The following is a 17,291-nucleotide window of genomic DNA, read 5'->3' as shown; positions in this document are numbered from 1 at the left end:
GGAGGGATGCCCGCAGGAACCTTCACCGTCGCCGAGTCCGTCGAACTGGCCGTCGTCGAGCGCTCGGGATTCATCGAGTCCCGGCATTCCGGCTCTGCCGTCGTGCTCGACTCCGACGGTCGCGTCACCCGCAGCCTCGGCACGCCGTCGGCCCCGATCTTCCCGCGGTCGTGCCTGAAGCCCTTCCAGGCTCTGGCGGTGATGACGGCCGGCGTCGAGCTGAACGGTGCGGAGGCGGTCATCGCGACCGCGAGCCACGCCGGCATCCCGCAGCACGTCGCCCTGGTGCAGAACCTCCTCTTCCGGGCGGGGCTCGACCACACCGCCCTGCAGTGCCCGGCCGACTGGCCCTCCGACTCCGCGAGCCGCGCCAAGCTGCTGCGCGGCGGGGCGAGTGCCGACCCGCTCTACATGAACTGCTCGGGCAAGCACGCGGCGATGCTGCTGGCGTGCGTGCAGAACGGCTGGAGCACCGAGGACTACCTCGAGCGGTCCCATCCGCTGCAGCAGCACATCGTCGACACGATCGAGCGGCTCACCGGCGAGCGGATCGTCGCGTCGGGCGTCGACGGCTGCGGCGCGCCCGTGCACGCGCTCCCGCTGACCGCGCTGGCCAAGGGGATCTCTCGGATCGTCTCCTCCTCCCCCGCGTCGCCGTTCGGGCTCTACCGTCAGGCCGGCCTGCTCACGAACGCCGTCCTCGAGAACGCGTGGGCCCTCGACGGGCCGGGGCGCGACAACACGGTGGTGATCGAGCGCCTCGGTCTCGTCGCCAAGCTCGGCGCCGAGGGTGTGCTCGTGATGGCCGCGACCGACGGCACCACGGTCGCGCTCAAGATCCTCGACGGCAGCCTCCGAGCCGCGACGGTGGTCGGCCTGAAGCTCCTCGTCGAGGCGGGCACGGTCGATCGCGCGGCCGCGAACGAGGTGCTCGTCCGGCTGAACCCCGTGGTCTCGGGAGGCGGGCGCCCCGTCGGCGCGATCCGCGCCTCCTACGTCTGAGCCGCTCGTCCGCGTGCCGCCCGTCGTGGCGTCACCTCGTCCGGCTCGGCCTCACTGGGTCCGGGCGATCCGCTTCGCTCGAGCCGCCGACGACACCTGGGTGATCACGACGATCAGGATCGCCAGGAGGAACACTGCGGAGGCGATCACGTTGGCCTCCGCGGGGATCCCGCGTGCGGCCGCGATGTAGATGTACTTCGGGAAGGTGGTCACCGAGCCCGAGTTGAAGTTCGTGATGATGAAGTCGTCGAAGCTCAGCGCGAACGAGAGCAGGGCGGCCGCCAGGATGCCCGGCAGCAGGAGCGGGAAGGTGATTCGCCAGAAGACCTGTCCGGGCGACGCGTACAGGTCGCGCCCCGCCTCCTCCAGTCGCGGATCGAGACCCGCGACGCGGGCCTTCACCGTCACGACGACGAAGCTGATGCAGAACATCGTGTGGGCCAGGATGATCGTCACCAGACCCTTCTCGGCTCCGACCGTCAGGAACTGGGCGGCGAGCCCGGCGCCGAGCACCACCTCCGGAGTAGCCATCGGGAGGAACAGCAGCAGGCTGATCGCGGAGCGGAACCGGAACCGGTACCGCACGAGGGCGAGGGCGATCATCGTGCCGAGCACGGTCGCCAGCACCGTCGCGACGGCTCCGACGAGGAGGCTGTTGCCGAAGGCGGTCATCACCTCTTCGCTGGTCCACGCCGAGACCCACTTCTCGAGGGTGAAGCCGCGCCAGGCGAGGTTGCTCTTCACGGAGTCGTTGAACGAGAAGACGAAGGTGTACCCGATCGGGATGAGCAGGAAGATCAGCGCGAGCGCCGTGTAGATCCCGAGGCCGAGGCCCGTGAAGCGGCGCGGCCCGGTGACGGGCGCAGGTGCCGGGGCGCCGAGCGCCTCCTGAGCACTCGCGACGGGCCGGTCGGTCGTGGCGGTCACAGCAGGTCCTCCGTTCCACTGCGCTTCACGTAGAAGCCGACGATGACGAGGATGACGGCCATCAGGACGATCGAGAGCGCGGCGGCCGCCGGATAGTTCTCGAGGGTGAGGAAGTTCGCCTCGATCGCGTTGCCCACCATCGAGGTCTGCGACGATCCGAGGAAGTCCCGGCTGGCGTTGATGTAGTCGCCCGCGGCGGGGATGAAGGTCAGCAGCGTGCCTGACACGATGCCGGGCATCGAGAGCGGCACCGTCACCTTCCAGAACACCGACGCCGGATGGGCGTAGAGGTCCGACCCCGCCTCGAGGAACCGCGTGTCGAGCCGCTCGAGCGTCGTGTAGAGCGGCAGCGTCATGAACGGGATGAAGTTGTAGGTGATGCCGAAGATCACCGCGAAGGGCGTCCCCGTGAGGTGGCCGTCGGCCGGGAGGATCGCCACGGTCTTGAGGGCCTGCACGAGCGGGCTCTCGTCGGCGAGGATCTGCTTCCACGCGAGCGTGCGCAGCAGGAAGCTGATGAAGAACGGCGCGATGACCAGGGTGAGCAGCAGGTTCTGGAGCAGCGGCCACGGGCGCGCCTTCACGCCGATGAAGTAGGCGAGCGGGTAGCTGATCACGAGCGCGAGGACGGTGGCGATGAGCGCGTACCCGAACGAGCGCAGAGCGTGCGGCCAGTAGTCGGCCATCACGACGAGATAGTTCTGCCAGGCGAAGCCGGGCGCGTACTCGCCGATGTCCCCGTCCGGGATCTCGACCTGCAGCGAGGTCAGGACGAGCGACACCAGCGGAGCCAGGAAGAACAGGAGCATGTAGGCGATGCCCGGCAGCAGCAGCACCAGCGCGATGGTCGACTTCTTGGTGACCGGCGGCTCGAGCGGGTCTGCCGTGCTCGAGGCGAAGGCGGCGAAGGCCATGCCTACGACCCCCCGGCCCGTCCAGCGAGGAGTCCCCGCTTCTGCAAGGCGATCGCACGGGTGGAGTCGTCGGGATCGAAGCGCGGCACCGTGCCCGGCTCGTCCGCGAGTCCGAAGCCGTGCTCGATGCTCCAGCTGACCCACACCTCGGCGCCCTCGCCGACGACGGGCCCGAAGACCATGTTCTGCGCGAAGACCACGACCGGGCCCAGGCTCGGGATCTCGATCGTGTACTGGGTGCTCACTCCGCTGAACGAGACGTCGATGACGCGACCCGGTCCGAGGACGTTGCGGTCGGGGGCGTCGACCGGGGCTTCGGTGAGCAGGAGCAGCTTCTCGGGTCGCACCCCGATGGTCATCTCGCCGGAGTCGCGCGCGGACCGAGCCGTCGGGATCACGATCCGCTGGCCGCCGACCTCGACCGTGAGCGCCGCATCGGTCGAGCCGACGACCTCCCCCGTGAAGAGGTTCGACTGCCCGAGGAAGTTGGCGACGAAGGCCGTGCGCGGGAGCTCGTAGAGCTCCTCCGGAGCGCCCATCTGCTCGATGCGGCCCTTGTTCATCACAGCCACGGTGTCGGCCATCGTCATGGCCTCCTCCTGGTCGTGCGTCACGTGCAGGAAGGTGAGGCCGACCTCCTCCTGGATCGACTTCAGCTCGACCTGCATCTGCCGACGGAGCTTGAGGTCGAGCGCTCCGAGCGGCTCGTCGAGGAGCAGGAGGGCCGGGCGGTTGACGATCGCCCGCGCGAGGGCGACCCGCTGCTGCTGGCCGCCCGAGAGCTGGGCGGGCCGCCGCTGGGCCAGATGGTCGAGCTCGACGAGGCGGAGGGCCTCGTGCGCCTTGCCGACGGGGTCGTCGATCTTGCGGCGCTTGAGGCCGAAGGCGACGTTCTCGAGGACGGACATGTGCGGGAAGAGGGCGTAGGACTGGAAGACCGTGTTCACAGGGCGCTGGAAGGTCTTCGTCGCGGTGACGTCCTCGCCTCCGATGAGGATGCGCCCGGCCGAGGGCTCCTCGAGCCCCGCGACGAGGCGGAGCGTCGTGGTCTTGCCGCAGCCCGAGGGCCCGAGGAGCGCGAAGAAGGATCCGGCGGGGATCGTGAGATCGAGCGAGTCGATGGCCGTGAAGCCCGGGTACTGCTTGCTGATCCCGACCAGCTGGAGGTCGGCGCCGCTCTCGGCGAAGGTTCCGGTCGCCATCAGATGCCCAGCAGCACTTTCTGGAACTCGGCCTGGTAGTCCTTCTCCTCGGACGCGGTGAGCGTGCGGAAGACGTGCGCCTGCGAGAGCGTCTCCTCGTCGGGGAAGATCAGCTGGTTCTCGGCCAGGTCCGGGTCGATGCTCTCCATGGCTTCCTTCGCTCCGTCGACGGGGGTGATGTAGTTGACCCAGGCGGCCACTTCCGCGGCGACCTCCGGCTCGTAGTAGTAGTTCATGAGGGCTTCGGCGTTGGCCTTCCGCTGCGAGCCCATCGGCACGACGAACGTGTCGTTCCAGAGGGTCCCGCCGGAGTCGGGGAGCGCGAACTCCCACTTGTCGCCGGCCTCGGCGTTGATGAGCGTGATGTCGCCCGACCAGCAGATCGCCGCGAGGGTGTCCTCGTTCTGCAGGTCGTTCAGGTAGGCATTGCCCTTGATGTTGCGGATCTGCCCCTCGTCGACCTGCTCCCGGAAGACGTCGATCGCGTTCATGAACTCGCCGTCGCCCCAGGTGCCCGCGATGTCGGTCCCCTGCGCCAGCATGATCAGGCCGATCGTGTCGCGCATCTCGCTGAGGACCCCGACGCGCCCGCGCAGCGCCGGGTCCCACAGGTCGTCGATGCTCTCGAGACCGTCCGGCAGCTTCTCCTTGTTCCAGCAGATGCCGGCGAACCCCGCCTGCCAGGGCAGCGAGAGGTGGCGACCGGGGTCGAAGTCGGGGTTCGCGAGGGAGGGCGCGAGATTGGCGATGTTCGGGATGTTCGCGTGGTCGAGCTCCTGGATGAAGCCGCGACGCGCCAGCCGCGAGACCATCCACTCGGTCAGGCAGACCGTGTCGGCTCCGATGTACTGGCCGAGCGCGAGCTGGTCCTTCACCTTGCCGTAGTAGGAGTTGTTGTCGTCGACGGCGACGTTGTAGGTCACCGAGATCCCGCTCTGCTCCTCGAAGGCGAGAAGCGTGGGGTAGGCGCCGTCGTCGTCCTCGTCGAGGTAGGCGGGCCAGTTGTCCCACACGAGCCGCGGGTCGGACGCCGAGCCGTCTGCAGCTGCGGTGGGAGCGGGCCGGCTCACCGGGGCGCACGCGGCGAGCGCCAGCGCTCCCGCCCCGAGGCCGATCCCGCCGAGCACCGCGCGCCGCGACAGGACCGCTCGGCGCTCGCGCTCGCGCGACCGGGCGACGGCGATGGCCTCGCGGAGGACGGGATCCCGCGGGAGGGGACGGCTCATGCTGCGACTCCTGTCTGCGTCGGTGCTCGGGCCCACCGGCGTGAACGTGAGGAAATACTGGCACAGCGCCCATCCCGTGTCGACGCCGGACTGACGAGATCGCGCATCTGGAAACACGATCGTCACGAAATCCGTCTTCCGGGCGCCCTCAGACCGCGGATTCCTCCCGTCCGAGGTCCTCGGATGAGGGCCATCGGGCTCGGTGGAGGATGCCGTCCCGCTCGAGCAGGACGCGGTCTCCTGAGGAGAGCGGTGCGGGGCCGAGCGGGCCGAGCAGGACCCGCGCCTCGCCAGGTGCCACGTCGACCACGACCGGAGCCGCTCGGCGCATCCCGAGCAGCAGAGCTCGGGCCGACGACCACTCGAGGACCGAGCCGAGCACGGCCGTGCCCTCTGCGAGGGGATCCGCCGTGAGGGCGGCCTCGACGCTCATCGAGGCGACGCCGACCGCGGCCAGGCGCGCGCGCACCGCCGCGCTGCGATTCGTGAGGACGGCGACGGGAGCTGCACCTAGGGGGACCTGCCGAACGGCCGTCGGACCGTCGACGTTCGCTTCATCGCCCGGCAGGAAGACCTGGAGCCGTTCACCGCGCCACCAGCCGCCGCCGGGCGGCAATGCCGCCACGTAGGGCTCTCCCGCGACCGCGAGCAGCTGGTGCTCCTGCCGACTCGCGGCGCGCAGGAGGAGCACGTCGTCGACGGCGTCGCGCAGCGCTGCGAGTCCGTCCGTCGGGCGGCGCGCAGTCAGCACCAGTCGACGGACCCCCGAGCGGACCTCGGTCAGCAGGGCGTCCAGCAGCCGCCGGCGCTCGTCATCGGAGCACCGACGCAGCAGCAGGTCGAGATCATCGACGAGGAGGATCCCCCGTGCCGCCGCGGGCTCGATCACCGCGTCCCATGCCGCCTCGGCGTCGTCCGCCCCGACGATGCGCGCACGATCGGACTGCTCCGCGATCGTCCGCAAGACGCCGGTCCGTCCGGAGCCCGCCGCCCCCAGGACGAGCAGCGACCGCCCCTCGAACGCGACGGCGCACTGCTCCTGCTCGTCAGGCCGGTCGACGCGACCGAGCAGGATCGACCCGCTCGATCCGGGCCGCGTGAGGACCGACGGCAGCGGATCGAGCCAGGGGCGATGAACGGCCACGGCAGTGTCCTCCGGGCGGACGGCCGCCTCGAGGTCGCCGTCCTGCGCGATCGCCGACTGAGCGAGCTGCTCGCGACCTCCGACCGCCACGATGCACCGACCCGGGGCGCCGTGCGGGATCCGTGCTGCGGCGTCGGATCCGATCAGGGCTCTCGAGTCGGCCGGGTCGTAGACCCGCAGGGCGATGCGGAGCCCGCAGTTGGCGGCGACGGCGTCGCGCACGACCCCGACCGGTCGCTGCGTGCAGAGGACGAGGTGGATCCCGAGGGATCGCCCGCGAGCGGCGATGTCGGCGAAGGTTCGATGCAGCTCCGGGGCCCGCTCGAGCACGAATGCGCACTCGTCCACGACGAGGACGAGACGGGCGAGCACCCCCGGCTCGAGGCGGGCGATGTCGGGCACGCCGTGCTCCGCGAGGACGACCTCGCGGCGCCGGAGCTCGGCCGCGATGCTGGCGAACGCCCTCGCGGCGCCTGTCGGATCGAGATCCGTGATCACTCCGGTCACATGAGGGAGGTGGGCCAGCGCCGAGAAGCCCGCCCCGCCCTTGAAGTCGGCAAGGAGGAAGGTCACCGAGGACGGACCGTGTCTCGCGGCCAGCGCGAGGATCCACGCGATGAGCAGCTCGCTCTTCCCGCTGCCCGTGGTGCCGCCGATGATGGCGTGCGGACCGTCCCGGACGAGGTCGATCTCGAGCGGACCGCTGGTCGTGCGACCGAGCGTCGCGGGCAGTCCGACCTCGTGCCCGCCGCGCCGGAGCGACCCCAGGTCAGCGAGCCGCACCGTGTCGGGGAGCGCCTCCCCCGCACCCTCGCCGAGCGCCTCGGCGAGAGCGACGGCGTACCCGCGAGCCTGCTGCACCGAGACGTAGTCGACGCTCAGCTCCTCCTCGACGCCGCTCTGCGCCCTGCCGATCACCCGATCGCCCTCGGCGCCGCCCAGGATCACCACGCATCTGCAGCCGGACGGGAGGTCGTCGGGTCCGTCCGCGAGGACGACGACCGGATCGCTCCCGCCCGCCCGATCCCGGGCGCCGCTGCTCTGCTCGAGGATCCGCAGACGGAACGGCGCCGAGGCGCGGTTCGCATGCGGGAGCGGGCGGAGGCAGTCCCAGGCCGGACCGGGCGGTAACTCGAGGGCGAGCGCGTCCGAGGGGACGAGTTCCGCGCACTGCACGAGCAGCCCGCGCACGAAGGCTCTCGTGAGCACCCGCGGTCCGACCACTCCGATACCGGCCGTCAGAGCAACCTCCAGCGGCGCGTCCGCGAGGATCGCCCCCGCGAGCGGCCCGCTCCGAACGGACTCGCGCCACCCCCGGCCGATCATCAGCCGGAGCCCGGCCGGATCGCGCCGCCAGCGGGCGTCGGCAGGGAGCGTCCTCTCGAGGACGGCGAGCGGATCGGGCGTGGCGAGACTCAGCGCGATCAGCTCCCGGCGTCTCGCCTCGACGAGTGACGCCTCGTGGTCGGCCAGCAGAAGCTCGTGTCGCTCGGCGTCGAGCCGAGCCGAGCGACGCCGCACCCGGGCAGCGTCGAGGTACGACGCGACGGCGACGACGGGCCCGAGGGCCGCGAGCGCGAGCGTGTAGGGCGAGGACGTGAGCGCATAGAGGACGACCGCCGAGAGCACGGGCGCGAGGGCGGCGATCCAGGGGAACGAGGAGCGGGGTGCCACGGCCGGCGGCACCGGTTCGCGCAGCGGTGAGGCGGTGGCCGGGAACGTCATGCGTCCACCTCAGCCGACCCGGCCGCCCCGTGGGGTCTCAGCGGGTGATCGGTGGACGGCGGGAGCCTGTGGAGGAGCCGTCCACCCGCTCGACCGCCATCTCGACGCTCGAGAGCAGGAGCCGGCTCCCGATCTTCGCGCGGTAGCGCCGTCCGGCCTCGAGCGGGAGGGGAGCCTGGGTCGGGGCGACCAGGACCGATCCGTTCGCCGACCACCGGTCGCGGACCCAGAGGCCGCCCTCGTCGAACCCGAACTCGAGATGCGTCTTCGAGAGCGACCTCGAGGCGTCGAGGATCGCGAGGATGTGCCGGAAGGTCTCGCCCGGGTCGGGCAGCGGCTGCCTGCCGATGAGACCGTTGCCCGTCACGATGGCGTGCTGCCCGGAGGCGAAGCTGAGACGGACGAGGCCCTGCGCAGGTGGGGCCATCGGCGCGCCAGGAGCGGGGCGGCGGTGACGCCCGGGGGCGAGGCCGGGGAGCCAGGCGCGCCGGGAGGGATCGAGGACCGTCGTGTCGCCGACGGTCGCGGGACGGGATGCGCCGGGAGTCGCGTGGGACGCCACCGAGGAACCGCACTCGCCGCAGAGGATCGCCCCGGAGGCGAGAGTGGAGCCACACGTGCTGCAGATCACCGAGAACGCCCTTCCGTCCTCCATCGTACCCAGGGCCCGCCGGGCCCCTCCCGGATCAGAGGGATCAGCCCGGGTCGCCCGTCACCGAGAGCACGTCCACCACGATGACCGTGATGTTGTCGCGCCCGCCGTTCTCGAGTGCCGCGTCGACGAGGGCGTCGACGGCGTCCTGCGCGCTTCCCGCCGAGGCGAGGGCGTGCTCGAGCCCGGCGTCGGTGAGCTCCTTCGTGAGACCGTCGGAGCAGATGAGCAGCCGCGACGGCGCGATCACCGGCACGAGCCGGTAGTCGGGCACGGGCGCCTCGTGGAAGCCCACCGCACGGGTGATGACGTTGCTGTGCGGGTGCACATCGGCCTCGTCCCGGGTGATCAGCCCGGCATCGACCAGCTCCTGGACGATCGAGTGGTCGACGGTCAGCTGGACGAGAGAACCCCTGATCCAGAGGTAGACCCGCGAGTCGCCGATGTTGAAGACCGACCAGTAGGGCTCTCCGCCGACCGTGGTGAGTGCGGCCCCGGTGACCGTCGTGCCGGTGCCGCCGTCGGCTTCGCCCGAGTGGCGGGCGATGTCGTCGACGGCGTCGCGCAGTGCTCGATCGATCTCCTCGGCACCGACGGTCGCCCCGGTCGCGGCGCGGGACAGCCTCGAGACGACGGCCTCGCTCGCGACCTCACCGGCCGCGTGGCCGCCCATGCCGTCCGCGACTGCGAAGAGCGGCGTCTTGGCGAGGTAGCTGTCCTCGTTCGCGCTCCTGACGAGCCCCGTGTGCGTTCGTGCAGCCCAGCCGATCGTCACCTCGGCCGACGGAGTGTCGGAGGTCCACGCGGAGACGGGGACGGTGACGGACGCGCGGCTCCTGCCGATCTGCGTCATCGCGCTCCTCGCTCCTGCTCCACTCCGCGCCGGCGGGCCGGAAGAACCTTCCGATGGTAGCGGCTGGAGGGGCTTCGGCGGCGAAAGGCCGGGACCGGGGGCGACGACCGGCGGTTCCACGTCGCCCGACGCGCGGCGTCTGCTCCACCGGACTGCGGATTCCGCCTCCACCCACCCCCGTGGCATGCGGATTCACTTGCTGGGCCCCTCCCCGACTGTCAGAATCGTCGCATGAGCCCTTCCCGCCCTCCCACCCAGCGCCCGATCCAGCTCGACGACGTGTCGAAGGCGATCATCGAGCAGCTGCAGGCCGACGGGCGGCGCTCGTACGCCGAGATCGGCAAGGCCGTCGGTCTGAGCGAGGCGGCTGTGCGACAGCGGGTCCAGAAGCTCACGGAGTCGGGGGTGATGCAGATCGTCGCCGTCACCGACCCGATGCAGCTCGGCTTCTACCGCCAGGCGATGATCGGAGTCAGGGTCACCGGTGACACGCGCGACGTCGCCGACCGACTCGCGGCGATCCCCGCGGTGGACTACGTGGTCCTGACCGCCGGCACCTTCGACATCCTCGCGGAGGTCGTCTGCGAGAACGACGACGACCTCATCGCGCTCCTCAACCAGGAGATCCGCTCGCTCCCGGGCGTGCTCTCGACCGAGACCTTCGTCTATCTCAAACTTCACAAGCAGTTCTACAACTGGGGAACGCGGTAACCGATGACCGATACAGCATTTTCAACGGCCGGCCTCGAGGTCGGCGAGACGGTGCTCGGCACCGACTCGACGGCCGGAGTCGATGACGCCGATCTGCAGAAGAAGGCCAAGGACCACCTGTGGATGCACTTCACCCGCCAGTCGGTGATGGACTCCGGCGCCGGAGTCCCGATCATCACCCGGGGAGAGGGCCACCACATCTGGGACAGCACGGGACGCAAGTACTTCGACGGGCTCTCGGGACTCTTCGTGGTGAACGCCGGGCACGGCCGGAGGCGCCTCGCCGAGGCCGCCGCGAAGCAGGCCTCCGAGCTCTCGTTCTTCCCACTCTGGTCCTACGCGACCCCGTCGGCCATCGAGCTCGCCGACCGACTGGCCGATCACGCTCCGGGCGACCTCAACCGCGTCTTCTTCTCGACGGGTGGAGGCGAGGCGGTCGAGACCGCCTTCAAGCTCGCGAAGCACTTCTGGAAGCTGCAGGGGAAGCCCGGCAAGCACAAGGTGATCTCGCGCTCCATCGCCTATCACGGCACTCCGCAGGGAGCGCTGGCGATCACGGGCATCCCCGGGATGAAGGCGATGTTCGAGCCGATCGTGCCCGGCGGCTTCCGGGTCCCCAACACCAACTTCTACCGCGCGCCCGAGCACGGCGACGACCTCGAGGCGTTCGGCGTCTGGGCGGCGGACCGCATCGAGGAGATGATCGAGTTCGAGGGCCCCGAGACGGTCGCCGCCGTGTTCCTCGAGCCGGTCCAGAACTCGGGTGGCTGCTTCCCGCCTCCTCCCGGGTACTTCCAGCGCGTGCGCGAGATCTGCGACCGCCACGACGTGCTGCTCGTCTCGGACGAGGTGATCTGCGCCTTCGGACGCATCGGCCACATGTTCGCGTGCGACGAGTACGGCTACGTCCCCGACATGATCACCTGCGCGAAGGGGATGACGAGCGGCTACTCCCCCATCGGGGCGACGATCGTGAGCGACCGGATCTACGAGCCGTTCCGGCACGGTCAGGTGTCCTTCCCGCACGGCTACACCTTCGGCGGGCATCCGGTCTCTGCTGCTGTCGCTCTCGAGAACCTCGACATCTTCGAGGAGGAGAAGCTCAACGAGCGCGTCCGCGAGAACTCCCCCGTCTTCAGGGCCACGCTCGAGAAGCTCCTCGATCTGCCGATCGTGGGAGACGTCAGGGGTGCCGGATACTTCTTCGGGATCGAGCTCGTCAAGGACAAGACCACGAAGGAGACCTTCGACGACGACGAGTCCGAGCGACTCCTGCGGGGGTTCCTCTCGAAGGCGCTCTTCGACGCAGGTCTGTACTGCCGAGCGGACGACCGGGGCGACCCCGTCGTCCAGTTGGCGCCCCCGCTGACCATCGGTCCGAAGGAGTTCGACGAGATCGAGCAGATCCTGCGCGGGGTCCTGACCGAGGCCTGGTCGCGGCTCTGACCCGGAGGCGAGCCACGGCCTAGGCTGCACGATCCGCACGAGTCGGCTCCGAGCGTTCGGCGGTGCCGTGGAGGGCTGCCTCCAGCATCCTCGCGCCGAGATCGTGCGGATCCGACCTGGTCGCCCACGCGGCGAGCTGAACGGCGTCCTCCCTGAGACCCGCCGACCACCTCAGTCCTGCGAGGAGCACCAGCACCGGGACGCGCTCGGTCGCGGGCGAGGATGCCGCGGCGACTGCGATGAGCTCGAGCAGATCGTCCGACGGCGATGGGGCCGTCGTCGCCACGAGCCTCCTGGCGTGCTCGATCCACTCCGGCCTCTGCGCGCAGACGATGAGGGCCGCGAGCTGACCCGGTCGGTGCTGACCGCCGCGTCCGGAGGCTGCTCGCCGCAGGAGAGCGTCGACACTCGATCGCACCTGCGCACCCAGGTCGGCGCGCGGGTGCCTGTCGAGGAGCACGTCGACCTGGGCCGCGATGGCGAGCGCGGTCTCGCGGCGGACGACGGGGAGCAGTCCGCCGGTCCGTTCGGAGCGCGCGGATCCGGTCGGTCCCGGATCGGAGGACCGACGCGCTCCGAGCGCTCGATCCACCATCCGCTCGGCGGGACCGACCACGACCACGTCGAATCCGCGGAGGCCCACCCGCCTCGCGCGAGCGAGCAGGGCGCCCTCGAGCTCGCTCGACCAGGAGCGCGGGGAACGGTCGCTGTAGATCACCGCGAGCGCGGCCTCGGCGCGTCCGAACCGTCCGAGCGCCCCGATGTAGGCCCGTACGCAGGGCTCGGGGTCGTGGTCGGGCAGATCGAACCGGAGGGCACCGGTCGCTCGACCGCCCCGCATCGGGACCAGCACGAGGCTCTCCCGAGGCTCGTGGCCGACGAGGAGGGGGACGGAGCGGAGGACATGGTCGGAGGAAGGGCTCGTCTCGAGTGCTGTGAGGGTCATGCGGAGATCGTGGCGCGGCCGGCCGTCGACAGTGCCCGGTGACGACGCCCGCTGGAGAGAGCTCGCGCGGGTCCCGCCTGTGGAGGCGGCTACGCGATCTCCTCGGCTGGAGCAAGTGCTGGGACGTGTGCGCAGAACGGCTCTACCCTCGGAGGACGACGAGGGGAGATCCGATGAGCCGACGGGGCGCGCAGCTCGATTCCGGAAGAGGCACCGGCGAGACTCGCCGGAGTTCGACGGGCGCCGGACCTTCGAGCGGAGTCGCCTCCACCCTCGTCCTCGTCGCGTTCCTGGCGATCTCCTTCGCCGTCGCCGCGTTCGGGACCCTGTCCACCCTCCAGAACGTGGACGGCTGGTACGCGACCGCCGCGAAGGCGCCCTGGTCGCCGCCGAACATCCTCTTCGGGCCGGTCTGGACCGTGCTCTACACGCTGATGTCCGTCGCGGCGTGGCTCGTCTGGCGGCGCCGGACCGAGCAGGGGTCCCGCCGTGCGCTGACCCTGTACGTCGCGCAGCTGGTGCTGAACTGCCTCTGGACGCCGGTCTTCTTCGGCGCCTATCCCTTCATCGGGGCGCCGGCTCTCTGGATCGCGCTGGCGATCATCGTGGCCCTCGACATCCTGGTCATCCTCACGCTGCTCGCTTTCTCCCGGCACTCCAAGCCCGCCGCGGCGCTGCTCGTCCCCTACCTCGCCTGGGTGCTCTTCGCGACGACACTCAACGCCGCCGTCGCCGTCCTCAACAGCTGATCCCTCCCCAGGGAGGCGTTCACCGGCGTTCTGCACCGGTGTCCGATTCCCGCCAGGGACACCCTCTCGCCGCGGATACCCTCGTGGCATGAGAACGATTCCCCTCCACGTCCGCCGGACGACGAGCCCGCTCGGACGCATCCAGATCGGCAGCGACGGCGAGTCGATCGTCTCCCTCGACATCGAGAAGGAGGGCGTGCTCCCCCACGATCATCTGCCTGACGCAGACCTCCCCGTCCTCGAGGCGGCAGTCGCGCAACTCGGCGAGTACTTCGACGGCGCCCGACGCCGCTTCGACCTCCCGCTCGTTCTCCGGGGCACCGCGTTCCAGCTCGAGATCTGGGAGGAGCTCCAGCGGGTCGGCTGGGGCGAGATCACGTCCTACGGCGCACTGGGCGCTGCGACGGGGAGACTCCGGTCGGGCCGACCGATCGGCGGTGCGGTGGGTGCGAACCCCATCCCGATCATCGTCGGCTGCCACCGCGTCCTGGCGGGCGACGGACGCATCACGGGCTTCAGTGCCGGCGAGGGCATCGCTACCAAGGCCTGGCTGCTCGATCACGAGGGGATCGCGCATCGATGAGTCCCGCAGAGGGCCTCGTTCTCGGAGAGGACGGCCGGACCAGGTGCGCGTGGAGCGGTGACGACCCCGAGTACCGGCGCTACCACGACGAGGAGTGGGGCATCCCCCTCCACGGCGATCGCGAGCTCTTCGAGAAGATCTGTCTCGAGGGGTTCCAGGCCGGACTGTCGTGGATCACGATCCTGCGCAAGCGCCCGCGCTTCCGCGAGGTCTTCCACGGCTTCGACCTCGAGATCGTCTCGCGGATGGACGAGGAGGACGACGACCGGCTGATGGACGATGCCGGCATCATCCGGAACCGGGCCAAGATCCTGGCCACCATCGGCAATGCACGGGCCGCCCTCGTCCTGCTCGCGGAGGAGGGCGACGGCGCGCTCGATCGTCTCGTGTGGTCGTTCCGCGACTCCCCGGTGACAGAGCGGATCGTGCGACAAGGCGACATCCCGACCTCCACTCCGTCATCCCGCGAGCTGTCGAAGGCACTGCGATCACGGAGGTTCCGCTTCGTCGGGCCCACGACGATGTACGCCCTCATGCAGTCCGCAGGCCTCGTCGACGACCACCTGACGGGGTGCTTCCGCGCCGCCTCCGCACGGTGAGAGCCGTCAGCTCTCCTGCACGACCAGATCGAGTTCCGCGGTCTCGGCATTCCGAGACAGCTCGAAGCCGCGCGTTGCCGCCCACTCGGAGACACCCTCGAGCGAATCGCCCGCGAAGCCGTCCTCGACGAGCGCGCGGACGAAGTGTCCTTTGCCCTGCTTGTTGAAGTGGTTCAGGTTCCGCAGCCGACCTGCGGAGTCTCTCGACCGGACGCGGACGAAGTGCCTCCCCTCGCCCGGTGCGAGCGGGGCGAGAGCCGCGTAGGCCTCGCTCCGCAGATCCAGCACCAGACCCGGGAGCGCTGAGATGACGGCAGACGCGTCAGCAGACCACCAGCGCTTCAGGGGGAATCCCGGCACTCGCGAGTCGTGCGACAACCGGTAGGCGGGGATCCCGTCGAGCGCACGGACCGGTCCCCAGAGCGCGGACTGGATGATCACCGTCCGTCCGAGCACGTCCCGGGCGCTCGGGTCGAGGGTGGCAGCGTCGAGCGCGTCGAACAGCACCCCGTCGAAGCGGTCGACCGCCGCCATCGCGGGCGCCGTGAGGAGTGCGGCGTTGCGGTCGACCTCCGGCAGCTGCCGCGGACCGAGCTTCAGGGCGCGTGCAGAGGCGTCCGTGTCGCCGGCCAGCTCGACGAGCGCGTCCCGGAGGAGGAGGCGGCGCTCGGTCAGTTCCGGGAACGCGAGCGACGCCAGGTGGAAGGTCGACGAACCGCCGTCGCGTTTCGTCTCGGACGGCGGCAGCAGGACGTGCACGGATCTCCTCGCATGGTCGTACGGGATGGGGACGACGAAGGGGCCGGACGATCGTGGTGATCGCCCGGCCCCTCCGGATGCCGCTGAGCGGCGGTGACTCAGGCGAGCGCCGCCTCGCGGGCGACGACCGTGACGACGTCGTTCTCGACTGAGAGGAATCCGTCCTCGGCCTGCGCGGTGATGCGCGTGCCGTCCACCGACGTCACCCGGACCTCACCCGAGGCGAGGATCGCGAGCAGCGGCTCGTGACCCGGGAGGATCCCGATCTCGCCCTCGACGGTGCGAGCCGTGAGCTGCCTCGCCTCGCCCGCCCAGACCTCCGCGTTGGCGGAGACGACGCTGACCTTCAGGGTGCCGGCCATGGTCAGCCGTTCTCCTTCTGGATCTGCGCCCACTTCTCCTCGACGTCCGAGATCGAGCCGACGTTGAAGAACGCCTGCTCGGCCACGCTGTCGAACTCGCCCTTGCTGATCGCGTCGAACGACTCGATCGTGTCCTTCAGCGGAACGGTCGAGCCCTCGACACCGGTGAACTTCTTCGCCATGTAGGTGTTCTGCGAGAGGAACTGCTGGATCCGGCGCGCGCGCGACACCGTGATCTTGTCCTCCTCCGAGAGCTCGTCGACACCGAGGATCGCGATGATCTCCTGCAGCTCCTTGTTCTTCTGGAGGATCTGCTTGACGTTGGTCGCCACGCGGTAGTGATCGGCACCCAGGTAGCGGGGGTCGAGGATGCGCGACGTGGAGGTCAGCGGGTCGACCGCCGGGTAGAGGCCCTTCGACGCGATCTCGCGGGAGAGCTCGGTCGTCGCGTCGAGGTGCGCGAACGTGGTCGCCGGCGCGGGGTCGGTGTAGTCGTCGGCCGGGACGTAGATCGCCTGCAGCGAGGTGATCGAGTGTCCACGGGTCGAGGTGATGCGCTCCTGGAGCACACCCATCTCGTCGGCGAGGTTCGGCTGGTAGCCCACCGCGGAGGGCATGCGGCCCAGCAGGGTCGACACCTCAGAGCCGGCCTGCGTGAAGCGGAAGATGTTGTCGATGAAGAGCAGCACGTCCTGCTTCTGCACGTCGCGGAAGTACTCCGCCATCGTCAGCGCCGACAGCGCGACCCGGAGGCGGGTTCCCGGCGGCTCGTCCATCTGACCGAAGACGAGGGCGGTCTTGTCGAAGACGCCCGCCTCCTCCATCTCGGCGATGAGGTCGTTGCCCTCACGGGTGCGCTCGCCCACACCGGCGAACACCGAGACGCCGCCGTGGTCCTGCGCGACGCGCTGGATCATCTCCTGGATGAGGACGGTCTTGCCGACGCCCGCTCCGCCGAACAGGCCGATCTTGCCGCCCTGCACGTAGGGGGTGAGCAGGTCGATGACCTTGATGCCGGTCTCGAAGAGCTCGGTCTTCGACTCGAGCTGGTCGAAGGCCGGCGGCTTGCGGTGGATGGGCCAGCGCTCGGTGATCTCGAACGACTCGCCGTTGATCTTGCCGTCGGCGTCGGCGTTGAGGACCTCGCCGATGACGTTGAAGACCTTGCCCTTGGTCACGTCTCCGACGGGGACCGAGATCGGCAGGCCGGTGTCGTGGACCTCCTGACCGCGGACGAGTCCGTCGGTCGGGTTGAGCGAGATGGCGCGGACGAGGTCGTCGCCGAGGTGCTGCGCGACCTCGAAGGTCAGCTTGCTCGAGACGCCCTCGACCTCGACGTGAGTGTAGAGCGCGTTGTAGACCTCGGGGATCGCGTCGTGGGGGAACTCGATGTCAACGACGGGGCCGGTGACGCGGGCGATACGGCCGACGGCCCCGCCCGGAGTCCCGGTCGCCGCCTCAGGTGCGGTCAGTGTCATTGCTTCTTCCTTC

17 protein-coding genes are annotated in these 17,291 nt (G+C 70.1%); 6 read left to right on the top strand and 11 right to left on the bottom strand.

All coding sequences use genetic code 11. The features are described 5' to 3' along the window. Positions 1-6 precede the first annotated feature (6 nt). Positions 7-1,002 (top strand): asparaginase, encoded by a 996-nt coding sequence (locus tag B9Y99_RS05250; protein ID WP_085475490.1) that lies wholly within the window; start codon positions 7-9, stop codon positions 1,000-1,002. 51 nt (positions 1,003-1,053) lie between these two features. Here the strand turns inward: B9Y99_RS05250 and B9Y99_RS05245 are convergent, their stop codons facing one another. The 7 genes from B9Y99_RS05245 to B9Y99_RS05215 form a co-directional block, all read right to left on the bottom strand. Further along, a complete protein-coding gene (locus B9Y99_RS05245; protein WP_208856914.1) occupies positions 1,054-1,821 on the bottom strand; it encodes an ABC transporter permease in 768 nt (255 codons plus the stop codon). 104 nt (positions 1,822-1,925) lie between these two features. Continuing rightward, positions 1,926-2,843 (bottom strand): ABC transporter permease, encoded by a 918-nt coding sequence (locus tag B9Y99_RS05240; protein ID WP_085475488.1) that lies wholly within the window; start codon positions 2,841-2,843, stop codon positions 1,926-1,928. A 2-nt stretch (positions 2,844-2,845) separates the two neighbouring features. Next, complete coding sequence (locus B9Y99_RS05235; protein WP_085475487.1) at positions 2,846-4,045, bottom strand: ABC transporter ATP-binding protein; 1,200 nt, start codon at positions 4,043-4,045, stop codon at positions 2,846-2,848. Further along, positions 4,045-5,271 (bottom strand): ABC transporter substrate-binding protein, encoded by a 1,227-nt coding sequence (locus B9Y99_RS05230; protein ID WP_085475486.1) that lies wholly within the window; start codon positions 5,269-5,271, stop codon positions 4,045-4,047. Before B9Y99_RS05230 ends, B9Y99_RS05235 begins: the two co-directional genes overlap by 1 nt. Before the next feature lie 148 nt (positions 5,272-5,419). Further along, entirely contained in the window at positions 5,420-8,140 is a 2,721-nt protein-coding gene (locus B9Y99_RS05225; RefSeq protein WP_085475485.1) for an FtsK/SpoIIIE domain-containing protein, read from the bottom strand. Between the two features lie 37 nt (positions 8,141-8,177). Then, entirely contained in the window at positions 8,178-8,567 is a 390-nt protein-coding gene (locus tag B9Y99_RS18430; RefSeq protein ID WP_129587903.1) for an FHA domain-containing protein, read from the bottom strand. 268 nt (positions 8,568-8,835) lie between these two features. Next, entirely contained in the window at positions 8,836-9,645 is an 810-nt protein-coding gene (locus B9Y99_RS05215) for a PP2C family protein-serine/threonine phosphatase (RefSeq protein ID WP_085475483.1), read from the bottom strand. Between the two features lie 231 nt (positions 9,646-9,876). Here B9Y99_RS05215 and B9Y99_RS05210 point away from each other — a divergent pair, with 231 nt between their 5' ends. After that, complete coding sequence (locus B9Y99_RS05210) at positions 9,877-10,356, top strand: Lrp/AsnC family transcriptional regulator (RefSeq protein WP_085475482.1); 480 nt, start codon at positions 9,877-9,879, stop codon at positions 10,354-10,356. 3 nt (positions 10,357-10,359) lie between these two features. Continuing rightward, the gene (locus B9Y99_RS05205; RefSeq protein WP_085475481.1) at positions 10,360-11,802 is read left to right on the top strand and encodes an aspartate aminotransferase family protein; all 1,443 of its coding nucleotides are present in this window, start codon (positions 10,360-10,362) and stop codon (positions 11,800-11,802) included. Positions 11,803-11,821: 19 nt separating this feature from the next. Here B9Y99_RS05205 and B9Y99_RS05200 read toward each other — a convergent pair whose 3' ends face one another. Then, a complete protein-coding gene (locus B9Y99_RS05200) occupies positions 11,822-12,748 on the bottom strand; it encodes a DUF4192 family protein (protein WP_085475480.1) in 927 nt (308 codons plus the stop codon). Between the two features lie 173 nt (positions 12,749-12,921). On the opposite strand from B9Y99_RS05200, the gene B9Y99_RS05195 reads away from it, so the two are divergent. The 3 genes from B9Y99_RS05195 (at position 12,922) to B9Y99_RS05185 (ending at position 14,679) form a co-directional block, all read left to right on the top strand. Beyond that, entirely contained in the window at positions 12,922-13,497 is a 576-nt protein-coding gene (locus tag B9Y99_RS05195) for a TspO/MBR family protein (RefSeq protein ID WP_085475479.1), read from the top strand. An 88-nt stretch (positions 13,498-13,585) separates the two neighbouring features. Then, on the top strand, positions 13,586-14,080 hold the full coding sequence (locus tag B9Y99_RS05190) for a methylated-DNA--[protein]-cysteine S-methyltransferase (protein WP_085475478.1): 495 nt from the start codon (positions 13,586-13,588) through the stop codon (positions 14,078-14,080). Next, complete coding sequence (locus tag B9Y99_RS05185; RefSeq protein ID WP_085475477.1) at positions 14,077-14,679, top strand: DNA-3-methyladenine glycosylase I; 603 nt, start codon at positions 14,077-14,079, stop codon at positions 14,677-14,679. Before B9Y99_RS05190 ends, B9Y99_RS05185 begins: the two co-directional genes overlap by 4 nt. 6 nt (positions 14,680-14,685) lie before the next feature. Here B9Y99_RS05185 and B9Y99_RS05180 read toward each other — a convergent pair whose 3' ends face one another. From B9Y99_RS05180 to atpD, 3 genes are all read right to left on the bottom strand, one after another. Further along, the gene (locus tag B9Y99_RS05180; RefSeq protein WP_085475476.1) at positions 14,686-15,438 is read right to left on the bottom strand and encodes a YaaA family protein; all 753 of its coding nucleotides are present in this window, start codon (positions 15,436-15,438) and stop codon (positions 14,686-14,688) included. Between the two features lie 98 nt (positions 15,439-15,536). Continuing rightward, complete coding sequence (locus tag B9Y99_RS05175; protein WP_085475475.1) at positions 15,537-15,800, bottom strand: F0F1 ATP synthase subunit epsilon; 264 nt, start codon at positions 15,798-15,800, stop codon at positions 15,537-15,539. Positions 15,801-15,802: 2 nt separating this feature from the next. Next, a complete protein-coding gene (gene atpD / locus B9Y99_RS05170; protein ID WP_085475474.1) occupies positions 15,803-17,278 on the bottom strand; it encodes a F0F1 ATP synthase subunit beta in 1,476 nt (491 codons plus the stop codon). Positions 17,279-17,291 lie beyond the last annotated feature (13 nt).

Origin of the sequence: Rathayibacter oskolensis, assembly GCF_900177245.1 — a bacterium.
Classification (GTDB): Bacteria; Actinomycetota; Actinomycetes; order Actinomycetales; family Microbacteriaceae; genus Rathayibacter; species Rathayibacter oskolensis.
Note: the sequence above shows the minus strand (reverse complement) of the source record. Positions and strands in the feature narration are given on the sequence as shown.

Bases quoted from the DNA above. Each gene is read 5' to 3' on its own strand.
- atpD (WP_085475474.1), bottom strand. From the start codon at position 17,278: ATGACACTGACCGCACCTGAGGCGGCGACCGGGACTCCGGGCGGGGCC.
- B9Y99_RS05200 (WP_085475480.1), bottom strand. From the start codon at position 12,748: ATGACCCTCACAGCACTCGAGACGAGCCCTTCCTCCGACCATGTCCTC.
- B9Y99_RS18430 (WP_129587903.1), bottom strand. From the start codon at position 8,567: ATGGCCCCACCTGCGCAGGGCCTCGTCCGTCTCAGCTTCGCCTCCGGG.
- B9Y99_RS05205 (WP_085475481.1), top strand. From the start codon at position 10,360: ATGACCGATACAGCATTTTCAACGGCCGGCCTCGAGGTCGGCGAGACG.
- B9Y99_RS05185 (WP_085475477.1), top strand. From the start codon at position 14,077: ATGAGTCCCGCAGAGGGCCTCGTTCTCGGAGAGGACGGCCGGACCAGG.
- B9Y99_RS05230 (WP_085475486.1), bottom strand. From the start codon at position 5,271: ATGAGCCGTCCCCTCCCGCGGGATCCCGTCCTCCGCGAGGCCATCGCC.
- B9Y99_RS05195 (WP_085475479.1), top strand. From the start codon at position 12,922: ATGAGCCGACGGGGCGCGCAGCTCGATTCCGGAAGAGGCACCGGCGAG.
- B9Y99_RS05215 (WP_085475483.1), bottom strand. From the start codon at position 9,645: ATGACGCAGATCGGCAGGAGCCGCGCGTCCGTCACCGTCCCCGTCTCC.
- B9Y99_RS05235 (WP_085475487.1), bottom strand. From the start codon at position 4,045: ATGGCGACCGGAACCTTCGCCGAGAGCGGCGCCGACCTCCAGCTGGTC.
- B9Y99_RS05190 (WP_085475478.1), top strand. From the start codon at position 13,586: ATGAGAACGATTCCCCTCCACGTCCGCCGGACGACGAGCCCGCTCGGA.
- B9Y99_RS05210 (WP_085475482.1), top strand. From the start codon at position 9,877: ATGAGCCCTTCCCGCCCTCCCACCCAGCGCCCGATCCAGCTCGACGAC.
- B9Y99_RS05225 (WP_085475485.1), bottom strand. From the start codon at position 8,140: ATGACGTTCCCGGCCACCGCCTCACCGCTGCGCGAACCGGTGCCGCCG.
- B9Y99_RS05250 (WP_085475490.1), top strand. From the start codon at position 7: ATGCCCGCAGGAACCTTCACCGTCGCCGAGTCCGTCGAACTGGCCGTC.
- B9Y99_RS05240 (WP_085475488.1), bottom strand. From the start codon at position 2,843: ATGGCCTTCGCCGCCTTCGCCTCGAGCACGGCAGACCCGCTCGAGCCG.
- B9Y99_RS05175 (WP_085475475.1), bottom strand. From the start codon at position 15,800: ATGGCCGGCACCCTGAAGGTCAGCGTCGTCTCCGCCAACGCGGAGGTC.